Annotated in this window: 17 protein-coding genes; 9 read left to right on the forward strand and 8 right to left on the reverse strand. The window is 69.5% G+C overall.

The window, feature by feature from the left end; all coding sequences use genetic code 11:
• Positions 1 to 2 precede the first annotated feature (2 nt).
• On the reverse strand, positions 3 to 974 hold the full coding sequence (gene dmeF / locus AC3WOE_RS26270; protein ID WP_492694724.1) for a CDF family Co(II)/Ni(II) efflux transporter DmeF: 972 nt from the start codon (positions 972 to 974) through the stop codon (positions 3 to 5).
• Between the two features lie 126 nt (positions 975 to 1,100).
• Between dmeF and AC3WOE_RS26275 the strand changes: the two genes are divergently transcribed.
• From AC3WOE_RS26275 to AC3WOE_RS26290, 4 genes are read left to right on the forward strand one after another with little or no spacing between them, the layout of a single operon-like run.
• Complete coding sequence (locus tag AC3WOE_RS26275; RefSeq protein WP_492694726.1) at positions 1,101 to 1,778, forward strand: DUF3348 family protein; 678 nt, start codon at positions 1,101 to 1,103, stop codon at positions 1,776 to 1,778.
• Positions 1,775 to 4,171: a coiled-coil domain-containing protein gene (locus AC3WOE_RS26280; RefSeq protein WP_492694728.1), complete on the forward strand. Its 2,397-nt coding sequence runs from the start codon at positions 1,775 to 1,777 to the stop codon at positions 4,169 to 4,171. Before AC3WOE_RS26275 ends, AC3WOE_RS26280 begins: the two co-directional genes overlap by 4 nt.
• Complete coding sequence (locus AC3WOE_RS26285; RefSeq protein WP_492694730.1) at positions 4,164 to 4,829, forward strand: OmpA family protein; 666 nt, start codon at positions 4,164 to 4,166, stop codon at positions 4,827 to 4,829. Before AC3WOE_RS26280 ends, AC3WOE_RS26285 begins: the two co-directional genes overlap by 8 nt.
• Positions 4,826 to 5,368, forward strand: a complete 543-nt coding sequence (locus AC3WOE_RS26290) for a DUF2894 domain-containing protein (RefSeq protein ID WP_492694732.1) — start codon at positions 4,826 to 4,828, stop codon at positions 5,366 to 5,368. The genes AC3WOE_RS26285 and AC3WOE_RS26290 overlap by 4 nt, the downstream gene beginning before the upstream one ends.
• Here AC3WOE_RS26290 and AC3WOE_RS26295 read toward each other — a convergent pair.
• On the reverse strand, positions 5,333 to 7,264 hold the full coding sequence (locus AC3WOE_RS26295) for a M61 family metallopeptidase (RefSeq protein WP_492694800.1): 1,932 nt from the start codon (positions 7,262 to 7,264) through the stop codon (positions 5,333 to 5,335). The two genes, AC3WOE_RS26290 and AC3WOE_RS26295, sit on opposite strands and share 36 nt — an antisense overlap.
• 236 nt (positions 7,265 to 7,500) lie before the next feature.
• Here AC3WOE_RS26295 and AC3WOE_RS26300 point away from each other — a divergent pair, with 236 nt between their 5' ends.
• Positions 7,501 to 8,142: a glutathione S-transferase family protein gene (locus AC3WOE_RS26300; protein WP_492694734.1), complete on the forward strand. Its 642-nt coding sequence runs from the start codon at positions 7,501 to 7,503 to the stop codon at positions 8,140 to 8,142.
• Positions 8,143 to 8,270: 128 nt separating this feature from the next.
• On the opposite strand, the gene AC3WOE_RS26305 is transcribed toward AC3WOE_RS26300, so the two are convergent.
• The 3 genes from AC3WOE_RS26305 to AC3WOE_RS26315 are packed head-to-tail and all read right to left on the reverse strand — an operon-like array spanning position 8,271 to position 9,992.
• Positions 8,271 to 9,053 carry a PEP-CTERM sorting domain-containing protein gene (locus AC3WOE_RS26305; protein WP_492694736.1) on the reverse strand — a complete coding sequence of 261 codons (783 nt, stop codon included), beginning with the start codon at positions 9,051 to 9,053 and terminating at the stop codon, positions 8,271 to 8,273.
• Between the two features lie 47 nt (positions 9,054 to 9,100).
• On the reverse strand, positions 9,101 to 9,589 hold the full coding sequence (locus AC3WOE_RS26310; RefSeq protein ID WP_492694738.1) for a c-type cytochrome: 489 nt from the start codon (positions 9,587 to 9,589) through the stop codon (positions 9,101 to 9,103).
• Positions 9,590 to 9,614: 25 nt separating this feature from the next.
• Positions 9,615 to 9,992, reverse strand: a complete 378-nt coding sequence (locus AC3WOE_RS26315) for a cupin domain-containing protein (RefSeq protein WP_492694740.1) — start codon at positions 9,990 to 9,992, stop codon at positions 9,615 to 9,617.
• Positions 9,993 to 10,129: 137 nt separating this feature from the next.
• Between AC3WOE_RS26315 and AC3WOE_RS26320 the strand changes: the two genes are divergently transcribed.
• Positions 10,130 to 11,032 carry a LysR family transcriptional regulator gene (locus AC3WOE_RS26320; protein WP_492694742.1) on the forward strand — a complete coding sequence of 301 codons (903 nt, stop codon included), beginning with the start codon at positions 10,130 to 10,132 and terminating at the stop codon, positions 11,030 to 11,032.
• Between the two features lie 36 nt (positions 11,033 to 11,068).
• On the opposite strand, the gene AC3WOE_RS26325 is transcribed toward AC3WOE_RS26320, so the two are convergent.
• Genes AC3WOE_RS26325 through AC3WOE_RS26335 form a run of 3 tightly spaced genes read right to left on the reverse strand, consistent with a single transcriptional unit; the run spans position 11,069 to position 13,757 of the window.
• A complete protein-coding gene (locus AC3WOE_RS26325) occupies positions 11,069 to 11,770 on the reverse strand; it encodes a creatininase family protein (protein WP_492694744.1) in 702 nt (233 codons plus the stop codon).
• Entirely contained in the window at positions 11,767 to 13,341 is a 1,575-nt protein-coding gene (locus tag AC3WOE_RS26330) for an ABC transporter substrate-binding protein (protein ID WP_492694746.1), read from the reverse strand. Before AC3WOE_RS26330 ends, AC3WOE_RS26325 begins: the two co-directional genes overlap by 4 nt.
• Positions 13,338 to 13,757 carry a GNAT family N-acetyltransferase gene (locus AC3WOE_RS26335; RefSeq protein ID WP_492694748.1) on the reverse strand — a complete coding sequence of 140 codons (420 nt, stop codon included), beginning with the start codon at positions 13,755 to 13,757 and terminating at the stop codon, positions 13,338 to 13,340. The genes AC3WOE_RS26330 and AC3WOE_RS26335 overlap by 4 nt, the downstream gene beginning before the upstream one ends.
• A gap of 118 nt (positions 13,758 to 13,875) precedes the next feature.
• Here AC3WOE_RS26335 and AC3WOE_RS26340 point away from each other — a divergent pair, with 118 nt between their 5' ends.
• The 3 genes from AC3WOE_RS26340 to AC3WOE_RS26350 are packed head-to-tail and all read left to right on the forward strand — an operon-like array spanning position 13,876 to position 16,114.
• Positions 13,876 to 14,805, forward strand: coding sequence for an N-acetylmuramoyl-L-alanine amidase (locus AC3WOE_RS26340; protein ID WP_492694750.1), 930 nt, complete (start codon positions 13,876 to 13,878; stop codon positions 14,803 to 14,805).
• Entirely contained in the window at positions 14,805 to 15,818 is a 1,014-nt protein-coding gene (locus AC3WOE_RS26345) for an ABC transporter permease (RefSeq protein WP_492694752.1), read from the forward strand. The genes AC3WOE_RS26340 and AC3WOE_RS26345 overlap by 1 nt, the downstream gene beginning before the upstream one ends.
• Positions 15,818 to 16,114, forward strand: a complete 297-nt coding sequence (locus AC3WOE_RS26350; RefSeq protein WP_492694754.1) for a DUF7660 family protein — start codon at positions 15,818 to 15,820, stop codon at positions 16,112 to 16,114. The genes AC3WOE_RS26345 and AC3WOE_RS26350 overlap by 1 nt, the downstream gene beginning before the upstream one ends.
• Position 16,115 lies beyond the last annotated feature (1 nt).

The following is a 16,115-nucleotide window of genomic DNA, read 5'->3' on the forward strand; positions in this document are numbered from 1 at the left end:
GATCAGTGGGCTTGGGGGCAGCGGTGGATTTCGATGGTGGCGTGCGCGATTTCTTCGTGCACCGCCAGCCATTCGCGCACCTGGCCGGGCGTCAGGTGGGCATCGTGGGTGACGACGCTGAGGGCGCAGGAATAGCTGGCGCGGCCGACGCGCCAGACGTGCAGGTCGGTGATCTCGGTCTCGCCGGCCGCGCCGCGCTCGGCAATGACCTCGCGGATCTCGTCGACGACGGGATGGTCCATCTCCTTGTCCAGCAGCACCTTGCTGGTCTCGCCAATCAGGCCCTTGGCCCAGACGGCGACGATGACGGCGCCGATCAGGCCCATGGCCGGGTCCAGCCAGGCCCAGCCCATCCACCAGCCGCCGGCCAGGGCCGCGATGGCGGCGACGGAGGTGGCGGCGTCGGCCATCACGTGCAGATAGGCCGACTTCAGGTTGAGGTCGTGGTGGTGCTCGTGATGGTCATGCCCATGCGCGTGATGGTCGTGATCGTGGCCGTGGTGGTGGTGCCCGTGGTCATGGGCCTTGCCGAGGATCAGGGCGCAGACCAGGTTCACCAGCAGGCCCAGCACCGCGATGGTCATGGCCTCGGGGTAGTGGATGGGCTCGGGCTTGAACAAGCGCTCGATGGAGCCGTAGGCCATCAGCGCGACGACGACGAGCAGGAAGATGGCGCTGGCAAAGCCGCCCAGGATCTCGATCTTCCAGGTGCCGAAGGCGTAGCGCGGGTCCTGGGCGTGGCGGCGCGCGGTGGCGTAGGCATAGGCGCTCAGGCCGATGGCGACCGCATGGCTGCTCATGTGGAAGCCGTCGGCCAGCAGGGCCATGGAGTTGAAGAACCAGCCGGCCGCGATCTCGACGAGCATGGTGGCGGCGGTGATCCACATCACCACCCGCGCACCGCGTTCACCGGCGGCGTTGCCGGTGTCGAAGACGTGCTCGTGCCGCCATTCGGAAAGGTCGTGGGAATGCATGCGGGGCATTCTGCGCCCGGCCTTGTTACAGCAAGGCACCTCCCCGGCGGAGCCGATTTCATGGCCCTCACTAAAATCCCGCCCTTTTTCCTCGCGCGCCCGTACAGGCGCGAGCCGCCGCCTTCCATGCAAGCCGCCCAACCGCAGTCCCCCGCAGCCGAGCCCCTGGCCCGGCTGCTGCTGCAATGGGGCATCGCACCGGTGCCCACCGCACCCGTGGCCGAGCGCCTGGGCGGCTGGCTGGGCTGGGCGGACGCCATCGCCCTGTCCCAGGTGCTGGCCGTGAACCCGGCCACCGGCAGCAACGAGGCCGCGCGCCGCGAGGCTCGCGACTGGGCCGACGCCGCGCTGGAGCGGCTGCAGTCCGAGCTGACCGCCAGCTTCGACGACGCCCTGCTGGCCCTGGATGCCGCCGAGACCGCGCCCGAGGGCGTGCCGCTTTCCGACCTGCTGGCGCCCTTTCGCCTGCATCACGCCCAGCAGCAGCGCAGCATGGTCGCCCGCGTCGCCACACTGCGCGAACGCCTGCGCCCCCGCCTGGCCGAGGCCTCGGGCGCCCTGGCCCGCCTGGCCCAGCTGGACGCCCTGCTGGAACGCGCCGCCGGCGCCCAGGAGCGCCAGGCCCTGGCCGGCCTGCCGGCCCTGCTGACGAAACGCGCCGAGAGCCACCACGCTGCCGACCCGCGCCGCTGGCGCCAGCGCTTCTGGGCCGACCTGCAGCGCCTGCTGCGGGCCGAGCTCGACCTCCGACTTCAACCGGTGCAGGGCCTGATCGAAGCCCTGCACGACGACGCTGCCCGATGAACCGCTTCCTGAACGCCCTCTACCCCCTCGCCCTGGCCGCCGGCCTCGCGGGCATTGCCGGTGCGGCCGTCGCCGCCTCGCGCCACCACCCCGTGGCCCTGGCGATGACGCTGCTGATCGCGGCCTTCTTCGTCGTCGGCGTGTGGGAGCTGACGGCCTTCCGCCGCGCCAGCCGCGAGCTGGACGCTGCCTTGGACGGCGATGACTTCGTGGCCAAGCTGCCCGCCGCCCTGCGCGCCGGCGTGCAGCAGCGCCTCGAAGGCCTGCGCACGGCCCTGCCGGGCCTGGCGCTGGCCCCGGCCCTGGCCGGCCTGCTGGTGCTGCTGGGCATGCTGGGTACCTTCATCGGCCTGGTCATCACGCTGAGCAGCACGGCCTCGGCACTCGGCCAGACGGCCGACCTCGCCGCCCTGCGCAATGCGCTGGGTGCGCCGGTGCAAGGCCTGGGCCTGGCCTTCAGCGCCAGCGTGGCCGGCGTGACCGGCTCGGCGATGCTGGGCCTGATGGTGGCCCTGGCCCGCCGCGAGCGCGCCGCCGTGGTGGCCCATCTCGACACCGCCCTGCTGGGCAGGCTGCGCCCGCTGACGGCCGCGCATCGCCGTGCCGTCGAGCAGCAGGCCGCCGAAGCCGCCGCCGCCGCGACCGCACGCCAGAACCAGCTCGATCTCGTCGCCCAGCTGCAGCAGTTCGCCAGGCAGATGGCCGACCAGCTGGCCGCGCAGAACGACAAATTCCACGGCGAGACCAGCAAGGCCTATACGTCCCTGGCTGCCAGCGTCGACAGCACGCTGCGCAACAGCCTGGCCGAAAGCGCCCGCCTGGCCGGCGCCGCCATCCAGCCTGCCGCGGAAGCCGCCATGGCCGGCATCGCCCGCGAGGCCGCGGCCCTGCACGAGCGCGTGGGTGCGCAGGTGGTCGACCAGCTCGGCGCCTTGAGCGCGAAGTTCGAGGCCGGTGCCGCCAGGATCGGCCAGCAGGCCGAAGCCGCCGCCAAGTCGCAATCCGACGGCTTGGCCCAGCAGCGCGAGGCCGCGATGAAGCTGCTGGCCGACAGCAGCGCCACGACGCAACAGGCCATCGACCAGCTGAGCAGCCGCTGGGCCACCGAGGCTCAAGCCTTGCTGGCGGCGATGAACGAAGCCGAAGCCGAGCGGCGCGGCGAAGCCCGTGCCGAGGCCCAAGCCCTGGCCCAGCAGCGCAGCGCCAACGAACAGCTGCTCGCCGGCCAGCGCGAAGCCGCCCAGCAACTGCTGGCCGACAGCGGCGCCCGAGCCCAGAGCGCGCTGACCGAGCTGACCACCGGCTTCACGGCCCGGACCCAGGACCTGCTGGACCGCATCGCCGAGGCCCAGACGCGCCATGCCGCCCAGCTGGCCGAGCAGGACGCCCAGGCCCGCGCGCAAGCCCGTGCCGAGGCCGAGGCCCTGGCCCAGCAGCGCGAGGCCAACGAGAAGCTGCTGACCGCCCAGCGCGAAGCCGCCCAGCAACTGCTCGCCGCCAGCGGCCAGCGCGCCCAGGACGCGTTGACCGAGCTGACCGCAGGTTTCACGGCCCAGACTCGGGAAGCCATCGCCGCCATCGCCGCGGCCCACAGCCAGCTGCAAACCGCCCACGCCAGCCATGATGCCGAGCGCCTGGCCGCCTGGCGCAGCGAGCTGCAGACCGCGGGCGCCACCCAGCTGGCCCAGCAGCAGCAACTGGCCGACGGCCTGCTGCAACACACTCGCGATCTCGTCGCCCAGAACGAGGCGCAAGCCAAGACCACGCTGACCGAAGCCGGCGCGCTGCTGAAGGCCGCCGGCGAAGCCCCGCGCGCCGCCGTCGAAGTCGTTGCCGCGCTGCGCGAGCAACTGGCCCAGAGCCAGGCCCAGGACCGCGCCGCCCTGGCCGAGCGCGCCGAGCTGATGCAGACCGTGTCGACCCTGCTGGCCTCGCTGCAGCAGGCCGCCGGCGAACAGCGTGCCGCGTTGGACACGCTGCTCGACGGCACGGCGTCTCACGTGAATGCCTTGACCACCAGCGCTGCATCGCAAGTCGAAGCCCTGGTCGGCAACTCCGCCACCCAGCTCGAAGCCCTGGGCCAGCGCTTCACGGCCCAGGCCGACGCCACCGGTCAGGCGCTGTCGGAAGCCGCCACCACCATCGCCGCCAGCGCCGCCGAGATGGGCAGCCTGGGCGAAGGCTTCGGCGCTGCCGTCGAGCAGTTCCAGGGTGCCAATGCGCAGCTGGTGCAGCACCTGGCCGCGCTGGAGGAGCGCCTGGGCGCCGCCATGACGCGCAGCGACGAGCAGCTGGGTTACTACGTGGCCCAGGCCCGGGAGGTCATCGACCTCTGCCTGGGTTCGCAGAAGCAGGTGCTGGACGCGCTGCAGGGAGCCACCGTCCATGGATGAGCCGCTGGAGATGGAACAGGAAGGCCAAACTGACGATCTCAGCACGCCCGCCTGGGCCGCCTTCGGTGACCTGATGGCCGGCGTGCTGGGCGCCTTCGTGCTGGTGCTGGCCGCGGCCCTGGTGGGCCAGCTGGACCTGGCCAACAAGCTGGAAGCCGAGATGCAGCAGCGCCAGGCCGAGCAGGCCCGCCGCGAGGCGCTGGAGCGCGCCCTGGCCGGCCCGCTGGCGGATGGCCGCATCACGCTGTCGGACGGTCGCATCGGCATCAGCGGCGCGGTGCTGTTCGCCATCGGCTCCGACCAGTTGCACGCCGACGGCCGCGCCCTGATCAAGAGCCTGGCCCTGCCGCTGCGCACCTATCTGAGCCAGCGCGACGAGATCCTGATGGTCAGCGGCTTCACCGACGACCGCGGCATGCTGAGCGGCAAGGGCGGGGCCAGGTTCGCCGACAACTGGGAGCTGTCGGCCCAGCGCGCGCTGACGGTCACGCGCACGCTGATGGCCGAGGGCCTGCCGCCCGACGCCGTGTTCGCCGCCGCCTTCGGGCCGCAACAGCCGGTGGCATCCAACGAAGACGCCTCGGGCCGCGCGCTGAACCGACGCGTCGAGATCGCGCCCACACCGCGGCCCAAGCGGGCTGCCGCGTCCGCACCGTGATTGACGATCCCATCGCCTGGGTGCAGACCCGCGACGAAGCAGATCCGGTGCGCCGACGCGTGCTGGAGGCCCTGGCTCGTCGCGCGGCTGCCCAGCCCGATGGTGCGCTGCGCGAGCGGCTGGTGGCCAAGCTGGTGCAGCGCGCCGAAGCGGCGCCCGTCGCCCTGCCGGTGCGCCGGATCGCGAACACATCCAGTCCACTGACCGAACTGCTCGCCGAGATGCGGACCGATGCCGGCCCCGAGCTGCGCAATGTGCAGGTCCACCGCCGCACCTGGAGCGCGCTGCGCCTGACGCGCCGCATGGCCGAGGTCAGCGCGCCGGTGCCCGAACACCTGGGTCCGCTGAACAGCCAGGTGCTGGTGGCCCGCGCCCTGCAGCAACTGCAGACCCTCGCGCCCGGCTATCTGCAGCGCCTGCTGACCCAGCTCGATGCACTGGCCGCGCTGGCGCCGCTGCAGGTGGCCGCCGAGGCCGAGAAGCCGGCGCGAGGCACGTCACGGTCAGCGGCGAAGAAGCCCGCCGGCCGCAGGCGCTAGGCCCTCGCCAACCGCCGCCTGACGCGATGCCGGCTGTCCGGTGAAGATCGCTTCGATGGCCGAAGGCCCAGGCAGCACGCGCTCCAGCCTCGGGTAGCGGAGGCCTGTATCGGCTTCGATGCGGACCTGGATGCCTTCTCCCTCGAGCTCCGCTTCGAGCTCCACGGGCTTGCCGGACGCGACTGCGGCCTTCAAGCCCGTGGCGTCGTAGGGCTGGCCATTCACACGCCTCAGCCTCGCGCCCGTCGTCAGCCCGGCGCGAAAGGCCGGGCCATCCCAGCGCACGGCACGCAGCAGGCCCGCCTTGCCCACGGAGATCCCGAGCGAGAACACGTAGTCGTCCACGCCCCGGTCCAGCGCATCCTGGCGATAGGTTTCGGTGGGCTCGTCGGTGTAGACCAGGCGGTGGCCGCCGCGCTCCAGGGCACTCAGCAGGGCGGCACCGTCCCGTGCGTCCAGGCGCGCATCGAAGAAGCGCTTCCAGTCGCCGGGCGACACCCGGTTGAGCGCGGCATAAAGGTCTGCCTCGGTGTAGGTGTGCACCACGTCAGCAGCGTCCTTGCGCGGCGCGAAGAACAGTTGCACGAAATCGTCGATGCTTTTCCGGCCTGCAGTCTTGGCACGGATCTCGACGTCGACGGCGAGCCAGAGCAGGACGCCGTCGACGTAGTAGTCCTTCTTGCCGGTGAAGTCCGGCCACTCGATGCCGCGCCCGGAAATGGTGATGGGGTCGTAGACGCTGTCGCGCAGGGGTTTCCAGGCACGGGAAGGCTGGACCTGCGTTCGCGCTGCATCGATGGCGAGATCATCGAGAGCCTGTTCCAGCGTGCGCATGCCACCCCGCGCGGCAGCGACCTTGCCCAGGTACTGGGTCAGCCCCTCATCCACCCAGAGCAGCGAGTTCTGCAGCGGCTCGTTGAAGTTGCGCTTGCGCATGCCGACGGGCAGGAACTGGGTGCCGTTCCACGAATGGATGTACTCGTGCACCGCCAGGTCCAGGTTGCGCAGATTGTCCTGAGGCCGCGTGAAATAGCTGGCCGGCATGAAGGCTTCGGTGGAATGCCGGTGCTCGACGCCCCCCGGGCCGCCCATCCGCTCATCGAGCACCATCAGAAATCGATAGGGGTCGCGTCGGGTGGCACCGAACATCTTCTGCACCTCGGCGACCGCAGCGCGAAAGGGCGCGATGGCGGTCTCGGCAAGCGCCAGGTCTTCGGGCTGGTTCGCGAAGATGTTCAGCATGACCGACGCCCCGGGACGGTCCGACAGCGACAGGGCGCGCATATGAAGGCCCGCCAGCAGCGGTGCATCGGCCAGCGCCTCCAGCGACGTGGCCTTGAACCGCACGACATCGCCATCGCGGCCCGCCACATCGAGGCTGGACGCGAACTGCATGCCGGCCGGCAACTTGACCTGGGCTGCGACTGCGATCCGATGCGCCGCAAATCCGGCGGGATAGACCAGCAGGTTGGACCAGCCGACGTTCACGATGTTGCGGCTCATGGCCAGATTGCCGGCCCGTGGCGACAGATAGCTGAAGGCGACTTCCAGCACCTGGGCGCCAGCGGGCGGGCGCACGTGAAAGGCGAAAGGATTCGAGGGGTCACGGGTCCACGCGATGGACCGTCCGTCGCACCGCACCACGAGACCCGCCAGGCGCCCGACCTGTCCGGTGGGTGCATGGCTGGCGACTTGCCATTGCGGGTACAGCAAGGTAAGGGGCGCGGCGGCTTGCAAGGGAATGCGCTGCGTGACGTGGAAGACCTTGTGGGTCAGATCCGTGGCATCGACCGCCAGACCGATCACGCCTGAAAAGCCCCTGTCGCCGACAGGCGGCACCACGGGCGCCACACCGCCGTCAGCCGGCTGGGCGCCAACCCCATGGGCGGCGACCACGAGCAAGGCTCCCGCCATCCAGCTTCTGCAGCGCAGAGCGATTCCAGAAATCATGTGTCCTCTGCGTCCGTACCGCCACAACGATGCTACGCAGGCCAACGCGACCATTCCAAAGTCATGCGCAATGTCCGGCCGCAACGGCCCCGGATTCACGCCGAACAGACACCAACGCCCCGGTTGAATCGCGGGACGCGTTTGAAGACACTGCGCAGCGCCCGACGACAACGCTGCCAACCATGAAGCCCATCCTCTACTTCTCGCGCAACCCCAACCCGCGCCTCGCCGTCGCCGCGGCCAAGCACCTGGCGGCGCCGGTCGTCTACGAGTTCGCCGCGCCACTGGCGCCAGGACAGGCGGAGAAGTTCCGGCCGCTGAATCCGTCCTTGCGCGTGCCCATCCTGGTGGAGGACGGCCGCCCGCTGTGGGAGGCCGACGCCATCGCCTGCCGGCTGTCGCAGCTGGTGGGCTCGGAGTTCTGGCGCACGGGGGCGGAGCTGCCCGACATGATTCGCTGGATCAGCTGGAGCCGCGACAACTTCATGCAGGCCTGCGACATGGTGCACTTCGAGCGTGGCACCAAGCAGCGCTACAAGCTGGGCGCGCTGGACGAAGGCTTGGTGGCTCAAGGCATGGAGCGCTTCCGCCAGACCGCGGCCATCCTCGACGCCCACCTCAGCCAGCAGGACTGGCTGCTGGCCAGCGGTCTGTCGTACGCCGACTTCCGCATGGGCGTCTTCCTGCCCTACAACGACGTAGCCAGGCTGCCGCTGGCCGACTATCCGGCCCTGGCGGCCTGGCATGCGCGGTTGATGGCGCTGCCGGCCTGGGCCGATCCTTTCGCGGGGCTGAGCGCGCCGGAGCTGCCGCCGCTGCCCTGAGCGCGATGCGGTTCAGCCGGGGCAGTCGTCGGCGCGAAGCCGAGGGGCAAGTTCCGCACCTTGGCCGCGTGCAGCCGTTGGCGCCGGGACGCAACACCATGGCCAGGGCGAACGCCGGCGGACGACGACTAGCGCCGGAATCGACGCATCACCCAGCCCATCAGGCCAATGCCGGTCAGCAGCATCGCAGCGCTCGACGGTTCAGGCACCGACGCGGTTGCGGCCATGAAATGGCCCGAGGCCGACGTGTACAGGACGTCGGGAGGCACATCCCAGCTGAAGGCCATGGTGTTGGAGTAGTCGGCCACCGAGCCGCTTTCGGCCGAAACCATCAGGTCGGCGAGGTAGTAGAGGGTGATGCTGCCTTCGGCCGGCACGGTGAAGCTGCCCTTGACGCCGTTGCTGGCGCCCAGCGCCACCTGGTGCGGCGCGTACATGCCGCCCAGGTTGGTGCCGAAGTAGTAGGAGGCCGTGGCATAGGCGCCATCGCCCCAGGCCCACTTGCCGCGCTGCTTGGTGCCATCGATGGCAAACGCCCAGTTCACCACGTCGCCGGCCTGGTGGGTCTTGGAGCTCAACGTGACCGTTTCCCAGACCTCGGCCTCCGCGAAGCCGCTCCAGCTGCAGGTCACGACGGTGCAGTAGCTTGGCAGCGTGGGGTCTTCCGTGGTCCATGCGGCGGCGTGCAGCTTGCCGTCGTCCAGGCTGGCGCTGGCGTGGCTCACGTCGTTGAGCGTCGTGTTCTGCACACTCGCTGACGTCTGTGCATCGCCGCCGTTGAAGTGGGCGTCGGCCCTGACATAGGTGCCGTAGCCGCTGTTCGGTGGCGTGTAGGCGTTTGCGGCCAGCGGCACAGCCAACAAGGCGCTGCCGAGCGTGGCGCCGACGTGAAGGCGTTGGATGAAATTCATGGGTTGCTCCCGTGGATGGGCGACGAGGTTTGAACGGAACAAGTCCGTCAGGGAATCTGGATCACCGGCCCGGGCGCCCGCTGACCGGGCGGCACATAGGCGGGCGCTGGTTGTCCCGCGGGACCGGCGGTCCGGATATAGCGGTAGATGGCGCGCAGGTCGGTATCGGACATGGCGCGCACGTTGAACCATGGCATCGGCGGACGCGGCTCCATCGTGCGAGCGTGGCGCAGCCACTGCGATTCGCTCATCGTGGCCATGAACAAGCGCAGATTGGTGGGGTAGGTCGTGCCCCAGGGGCCACGCCAGCCCAGCGTGTCGCCCGTGAGCCAGGTTTGCTCGGCGGTCTGGCCGCCGCGCTGCGTGTAGCCGGGCGAGTGGCAGTCGTTGCAGCCGCTGGTCCGCACCAGGTAGCGGCCCAGCGCCACGTCATCGCGGGGGCGCTCGTCGGCGCGCACGCTGCGGGCAGCGGCGCAGGCGGACGCGATGCACAACAGGGCCAGCGCGACGCGAGACGGCGATCGGTGTGTCGTCATGGTCATCTCCTCGGTCGAAGAAGCTTCACGTACGCCAGGGCAGGTCGATGGGTTCGCCGCCGGGTTTCCGGGTCATCACCGGCGTGGCAGCGAGGATTCCGATGGTCTCCAGCGGCATCGGTCCGATGTTGAAGATCTGGTGCACCTGTCCGCGCCGCAGCACGAGCGTCGAGTCGGCGCCGAAGCGTTGTGCCTGGCCATCGCTGTGAAGCTCGCCCCAGCCAGCCAGGCACAGCACGACCTCGTCGCAGTCGTGGCAATGGGGCGGCGTGGCGCCCCCCGGCGCCATGGTCTGGCGCCAGACGGACAGCTGCTGCAGCCCGTCGGCCTCGCTGGCCCAGGTGCTGTGCGCGACACCCGGCAGTTCGCTGGGTTCGGGTGGACGTTGATCGATGACAGGCATGGTGAAGCTCCAGGTTTGAATCGGTTGCCGCGGCCGGACGCGCTGCGGTGCTCGCAGTGTGGGCACGCCCGATTGATTCGAGAAGACAGCGCTTCGCCATAACATTGACGACATCCGTTCCTCAATTGAAAAGCACCATGCAAGGCCTTCAACAGTTCATCGCCTTTGCCGAGACCGCCAAGCACGGCGGCTTTGCCGCAGCGGCGCGCGAACAGGGCGTGGCGCCTTCGACGCTGGCCAAGGCCGTCGCGCGACTGGAGGCGACGCTGGGCGTGAAGCTGTTTCACCGCACCACCCGGCAAGTGACGTTGACGCCCGATGGCGAGAGGCTGTTCCACCGCTGCCAGCGCGTGCTGGCCGAGATCGAGGACTTGCAGGCGGAGGCTTCAGGCACTCGTGCCGAGCCCATGGGCAGCTTGCGCATCGACCTGCCGGTGTTCTACGGCAAGAAATTCGTGATGCCGCTGCTGGCTCAACTCGTCCACCGGCACCCCGCGTTGAGGCTGGATGTCCGGCTGACCGATACCAAGGTCGACCTGATCCGCGACGGCACCGACCTTGCAGTGCGCATCGGGCGGATGCAGGACTCGACGCTGGTCGCGCGACGTGTCGATCAGCAGGGTCTTGTCTTGTGCGCCAGCCCGGAATACCTGAAAGCGCGCGGCACGCCGCGTCGTCTCGAGGAGCTGGTGAATCACGCAGCGGTGGTGTTCCGGCTCCCCACCAGCGGGCGTGATCGACCGTGGCAATTCCGCCAACGCGGGACCGAGGTCGAGTTGTCGCCGGCTCCCCACGTTCGCGTCAACGAGACCGAGGGGCTGCTGGCGGCGGTCAAGCTGGGGTTGGGGATCTGCCAGCTTCCGGATCTGCTGGTCGAGGAGGAACTGGCGCGCGGCGAGTTGGTGGAGCTGCTGCCGTCGTGCCGTCCCGAGGCCATGCCCATCTCGATCGTCTACCCATCCGGGCGCCTGGTGCCTTCACGTGTGCGCGCCGCCATCGAAGTGCTGAACGCACTGCGGCACCGGTCAGCGCGCTCTTGACAGCCGCCGGAGCCGCCCAGGCTGAACCGCGAGGATCTAAGCCCACGGCCCCTCGATCAGCGCTCGCGTCTCCTCGACGGCGATGCGCCACATCTCCAGCACCTCTTCGTCGGGCCTCTTGTAGGCGCCGCCGAAGTTGCCGTCGCCGGCCAGCTCGCGCGCCGCGTCGGGCGGCAACACGGCATAGCGCTGGTAGTCCACCGGCGCTTTGCGGCCCTCGGGCTGGGTGACGCCAGCCAGGCGTGTCCACGGCAGGTTTTCCATCCACGAGGCGTGGGAGGACTGGGGATCCTTGCTCTTTACATAGCCCATGGTTCTGGGCGCGCTCCACCAGTTGTGCATGCGCACCCGCGTGCGCGGATGAGCCGCCATCCATTCGCCGATGACGGCCGCCACGGGCTGGTTGCCGCCATGGCCGTTGACGATGAGGATGCGCCGAAAGCCCTGGTGATCCAGGCTGTCGAGCAGGTCCTGCACGACGCGCACCATGGTCTCCACCTTCAGCGTGACGGTGCCCGGATAGCTCATGAAGCTGGGCGTGATGCCGAAGGGCAGGACCGGAAAGACCGGCACGCCCAGCGGCTCGGCGGCTTCGACGGCCACGCGCTCGGCCAGGATGGCGTCGACGGCCAGGCTGAGATAGGCGTGCTGCTCGGTGCAGCCGATGGGCAGCAGGCAGCGGTCGTCGGCTTTCAGCCAGGCCTCGACCTGCATCCAGTTCATGTCGGCGATCTTCATTTCAGGTCGACCTGTGAATAGTTGTTGAGTCCGAAGGGACTGACCTTCATGCCGACGACGCGCTTCGCCGTCGCAATGGCTGTCGTCGGGTAGGTCAGCGGCACCCAGGGCGCATCCTCACGATAGACGGCCTGAGCGCGCCGGTAGAGGAGGTCGCGCTTGCCCTGGTCGGCCACCGCGCGCGCCTCGGCCAGCAACGCGTCGAAATCCTTGCGGCACCAGCGCGCCACATTGCTGCCGCCAGCCACGGCCGCGCAGGCGAAGTTGGGCGTCAAAAAGTTGTCGGGGTCGCCGTTGTCGGACGCCCAGGCCAGCAGCGTCGCGTCGTGCTCGCCGGCGCGGGTGCGCTTGAGCAGCTCGCCGAACTCCAGCGTGACGACCTCGACCTTGACGCCGATGCGGGCCCAGTCGGCCTGCAGCAACTCGGCCGTCGCCTTGGGATTGGGGTTGGTGGCGCCGGCGCCGGCGCGAATCCACAGCTTGAGGGCGAAGCCGTTCGGCAGACCCGCGGCCTTCAGCAGCTCACGCGCCTTGGCGAGATCCTGGGGCGCCGGGCCGGCCTTGTCGTCATAGCTCCATTGCGAGGGCGGATAGGGGTTGCCGGCCGGGCTGGCCGCGCCGCCGTAGACGGCCTTGGCGATGGCGGCGCGGTCGGTCGCCAGCCCCAGGGCCTGGCGCACGCGGCGGTCGTCCAGCGGCTTGTGCTCGACATTCAGGCCGACAAAGGTTGTCACCAGGCCTGGGCCGGTGAGCAGCTGAAGCTTGGGGTCGCGGCGGATCTCGTCCCAGGTCTGCGGCATGGGATAGAGGCCGATGTCGCACTCGCCGGCCTTCAGGCGCTGCAGCCGCGTGGCCGGGTCGGGCGAGATGGAGAAGATCAGCTTGTCGAGCGCCACCTTGCCGCGGAAGTAGGCCGGGTGGGCGTCGTAGCGGACGACGGCGTCCTTCACATGGCTGCGGAAGACGAAGGGCCCGGTGCCGACGGGCTTGAGGTTCATGTCCTCCATGCGTCCCGCGGCCTGCAGCGCTTCAGCGTACTCGGCCGACAGCACGCTCAGGAATCCCATGGCCAGGTCGGCCAGGAAGGGCGCCTCGGGGCGGGTCAGCTCGATGCGAACGGTGCGTGCATCCACGGCGGTGACGCTCTTGACCAGCTGGCCGAACTGCATGGCCGTCGCGTAATACCAGCCCTGGCGCGGCTGGCCGTACCAGGGGTGTTTGGCGTCGATCTGGCGGTTGAAGCTGTAGACGATGTCGTCGGCCGTCAGCGGCCGCGTCGGCCTGAACCAGGGTGTGGTGTGGAAGGCCACGCCGGAACGCAGATGGAAGGTGTAGGTCTTGCCGTCGGCACTCAGCTCCCAACGCTCGGCCAGGGCCGGCACCAGCTTGGTGGTGCCGGGTTCGAATTCGACGAGGCGGTTGTAGAGGGCCTCGGACGAGGCATCGGCCGTGGAGTTGGCGTGGAAGAGGGAGTAGTCGAAGCCGTCGGGGCTGGCTTCGGTGCAGACGGTCAGGGTCTTGGCCGAGGCCGATGCGGCGACGAGAGCGAGGACGGCGAGCCAGGGCTTCATGCCGGGCGCTTCCAGGCCATGCCCACGGTGCGCGGCGCCGTGTGGACGAAGCCGAACTGGGCATAGAGAGCATCAGCCGGCACATCGGCCAAGAGGCTGACATAGCCGCTCTCGGGCACGTTGTCGCGCAGCCAGGCGGCGATCTCGCCCATGATGAGCTTGCCCAGGCCCTTGCCCTGGTGAGCGGGCAGCACGGCGATGTCGACGACCTGGAAGGCCGTGCCGCCGTCGCCGACAACGCGGCCCATGCCGACCGGCTCTCTGTTCAGCAGGACCTGCACGCCGTACAGCGTGTTCGGCAGCCCGCGCGCGGCGGCCTCGGCGGTCTTGGGGCTGAGCCCCGAAGCCACGCGCAGATGGCGGTAGGTCTCGGCCGAGGGCGTGGCGTGCAACGTCGTGTAGCTCATGGCATCCATTCAACCATCACCTGCAGGCATACCCGCATGGCCGTCCAGCATGACCCCTGCGGGCAGGCCCGGGGTCACCAGTTCGAGCGCGCTGCAACAATCCAGGCTTGGCCAAGCCTCCCCACGCATGAAGTTCACGTTCTCCCTCGCCGCCACCGCCCTGGCCCTGCTGCTCAGCGCCTGCGCCAGCGTGAAGCCCCCCACCGCGCCCTCCGCACCCGCCCAGCAGGCCGCCCCGGCCGCGGCGGCCCCCGCACCGGCCATCGCCGTGCGCGCGCCCAACATCGACCGCAGCTACACCTCGCAGAACCAGGACAGCCGCGCCCTCTACATCGTGCTGCACTACACCGTGCTGGACTGGGAGAAGTCGCTCAAGGTGCTGACGACCGGCGGCCAGGTGTCGGCCCACTACCTGGTGCGCGACAACCCCGTGGCCAGCTATGCCCTGGTCGACGAGAACCGCCGCTCCTGGCATGCCGGCGCCAGCTTCTGGGCCGGCAATACCAACCTGAACTCAGCCTCCATCGGCATCGAGATCGTCAACGCCGGCTATGTGGACGGCCCCACCGGCCGCGTCTATGCGCCCTTCCCCCAGGCCCAGGTGGACGAGGTCATCGCCCTGGTGCGCGACATCCAGAAGCGCCATAACGTGCGGCCCGAGCGCATCATCGGCCACGCCGACATCGCCCCCGGCCGCAAGCAGGACCCCGGCCCGCAGTTCCCCTGGAAGCAGCTGGCCGACGCCGGGCTGATCCCCTGGCCCGACGGCCCCTCGGTCATCTTGAAGACGCTGGAGCATGAAGTGGCGCCGCGCGACGTGGCCTGGCTGCAGGAACGCCTGGCGCGCATCGGCTACAACGTGTCGCGCTCGGGCCAGCTGGACGCGATGACCAAGGAGGTCATCACCACCTTCCAGATGAAGTACCGGCCGCGCGACATCTCGGGCACGCCGGATGCCGAGACGGCGGCCCTGATCGAGGTGGCCTCCACGCCCGGCATCATGCGTGTGGCCGGCGCCTCCGAGACCGAAACCCGTCCCTACACCTCGCGCTGGTGATGCTGGGCTTCCTGCTCAAACGCCTGGCGACCCTGGTGCCGACGCTGATCGGCATCACCCTGGTCGCTTTCGGCCTGATCCGCCTCGTGCCCGGCGACCCCATCGAGGTCATGATGGGCGAGCGCCGCCTCGACCCCGAGGCCCACGCGGCCCTGGTCAAGCGCATGGGACTGGACCAGCCTCTGCCGGTGCAGTACGCCGATTACGTCGGCAAGCTGCTGCACGGCGACCTGGGCCAGAGCCTGGTCAGCCGTGAGCCGGTCAGCAAGGAGTTCGCGGCCCTGTTCCCGGCCACGGTGGAACTGGCCACGGCGGCGCTGATCTTCGCGGTCGGCTTGGGCCTGCTGCTGGGCGTCAGCGCCGGCCTCAAGCGAGGCTCGCTGCTGGACCAGGGCGTGATGGGTCTGGCCACGGTGGGCTATTCCATGCCGGTGTTCTGGTGGGGGCTGATCCTCATCATGTTCTTCTCGGTGCAGCTGGGCTGGACGCCGGTGAGCGGCCGCATCGGCATCGAGTTCGACCCCGAGCGCGTGACCGGCTTCATGCTGATCGACGCCTGGCTGTCGACCGAGGAAGGCGCCTTCAAGTCGGCCCTGATGCACCTCATCCTGCCGGCCCTGGTGCTGGGCACCAGCACGCTGGCCGTGGTGGCCCGCATGACGCGCTCGTCCATGCTGGAGGTGCTGCGCGAGGACTATGTGCGCACCGCCCGCGCCAAGGGCCTGTCGCCGACGCGCGTAGTTGTCGTGCATGCGCTGCGCAATGCGCTGATCCCGGTGCTGACGGTGGTGGGCCTGCAGACCGGCAGCCTGCTGGCGGGCGCGGTGCTGACCGAAACCATCTTCTCCTGGCCCGGCATCGGCAAATGGCTGATCGACTCGATTGCCCGGCGCGACTACCCGGTCGTGCAGGCCGGCATCCTGATCTCGGCGCTGACCTTCATCGGCGTGAACCTGATCGTGGATGTGCTGTACGGCGTGGTGAATCCGCGGATTCGGGGCGGGGGGCACTGATGGCAATCGATCTGCACGAGCTTGCCGATGCGGTCGTCGATGAATCTTCATTCCTGTCCTTCGTTACGGCACTCGCCAACGACTGGAAGGCATCGCAAGACCTTGAAGCCACAAACCCCTCATCGCCGTACGGCCCAAACGCGCTTGGCTGGGAGAACGTGACCGTAGGGACGTTTTTGGAAGCCGGCGCTGACTGGGGTGACGCATCGAAGGGCGGACTTCCGCTCTATCAGCCGCCTTCGAATCCCTGGAGTCGCGCGGCGCACATCCTGCTCGCAGGCAAGTTCTACGAGTAGA

Source organism: Roseateles sp. FW305-36, assembly GCF_058787015.1.

Excerpts from the sequence above, each read along its gene's own strand:
- AC3WOE_RS26345 (WP_492694752.1), top strand. The coding sequence starts at position 14,805 with ATGCTGGGCTTCCTGCTCAAACGCCTGGCGACCCTGGTGCCGACGCTG.
- AC3WOE_RS26340 (WP_492694750.1), top strand. The coding sequence starts at position 13,876 with ATGAAGTTCACGTTCTCCCTCGCCGCCACCGCCCTGGCCCTGCTGCTC.
- AC3WOE_RS26315 (WP_492694740.1), bottom strand. The coding sequence starts at position 9,992 with ATGCCTGTCATCGATCAACGTCCACCCGAACCCAGCGAACTGCCGGGT.
- AC3WOE_RS26335 (WP_492694748.1), bottom strand. The coding sequence starts at position 13,757 with ATGGATGCCATGAGCTACACGACGTTGCACGCCACGCCCTCGGCCGAG.
- dmeF (WP_492694724.1), bottom strand. The coding sequence starts at position 974 with ATGCATTCCCACGACCTTTCCGAATGGCGGCACGAGCACGTCTTCGAC.
- AC3WOE_RS26325 (WP_492694744.1), bottom strand. The coding sequence starts at position 11,770 with ATGAAGATCGCCGACATGAACTGGATGCAGGTCGAGGCCTGGCTGAAA.
- AC3WOE_RS26310 (WP_492694738.1), bottom strand. The coding sequence starts at position 9,589 with ATGACGACACACCGATCGCCGTCTCGCGTCGCGCTGGCCCTGTTGTGC.
- AC3WOE_RS26285 (WP_492694730.1), top strand. The coding sequence starts at position 4,164 with ATGGATGAGCCGCTGGAGATGGAACAGGAAGGCCAAACTGACGATCTC.
- AC3WOE_RS26305 (WP_492694736.1), bottom strand. The coding sequence starts at position 9,053 with ATGAATTTCATCCAACGCCTTCACGTCGGCGCCACGCTCGGCAGCGCC.
- AC3WOE_RS26320 (WP_492694742.1), top strand. The coding sequence starts at position 10,130 with ATGCAAGGCCTTCAACAGTTCATCGCCTTTGCCGAGACCGCCAAGCAC.
- AC3WOE_RS26330 (WP_492694746.1), bottom strand. The coding sequence starts at position 13,341 with ATGAAGCCCTGGCTCGCCGTCCTCGCTCTCGTCGCCGCATCGGCCTCG.
- AC3WOE_RS26300 (WP_492694734.1), top strand. The coding sequence starts at position 7,501 with ATGAAGCCCATCCTCTACTTCTCGCGCAACCCCAACCCGCGCCTCGCC.
- AC3WOE_RS26350 (WP_492694754.1), top strand. The coding sequence starts at position 15,818 with ATGGCAATCGATCTGCACGAGCTTGCCGATGCGGTCGTCGATGAATCT.
- AC3WOE_RS26280 (WP_492694728.1), top strand. The coding sequence starts at position 1,775 with ATGAACCGCTTCCTGAACGCCCTCTACCCCCTCGCCCTGGCCGCCGGC.
- AC3WOE_RS26275 (WP_492694726.1), top strand. The coding sequence starts at position 1,101 with ATGCAAGCCGCCCAACCGCAGTCCCCCGCAGCCGAGCCCCTGGCCCGG.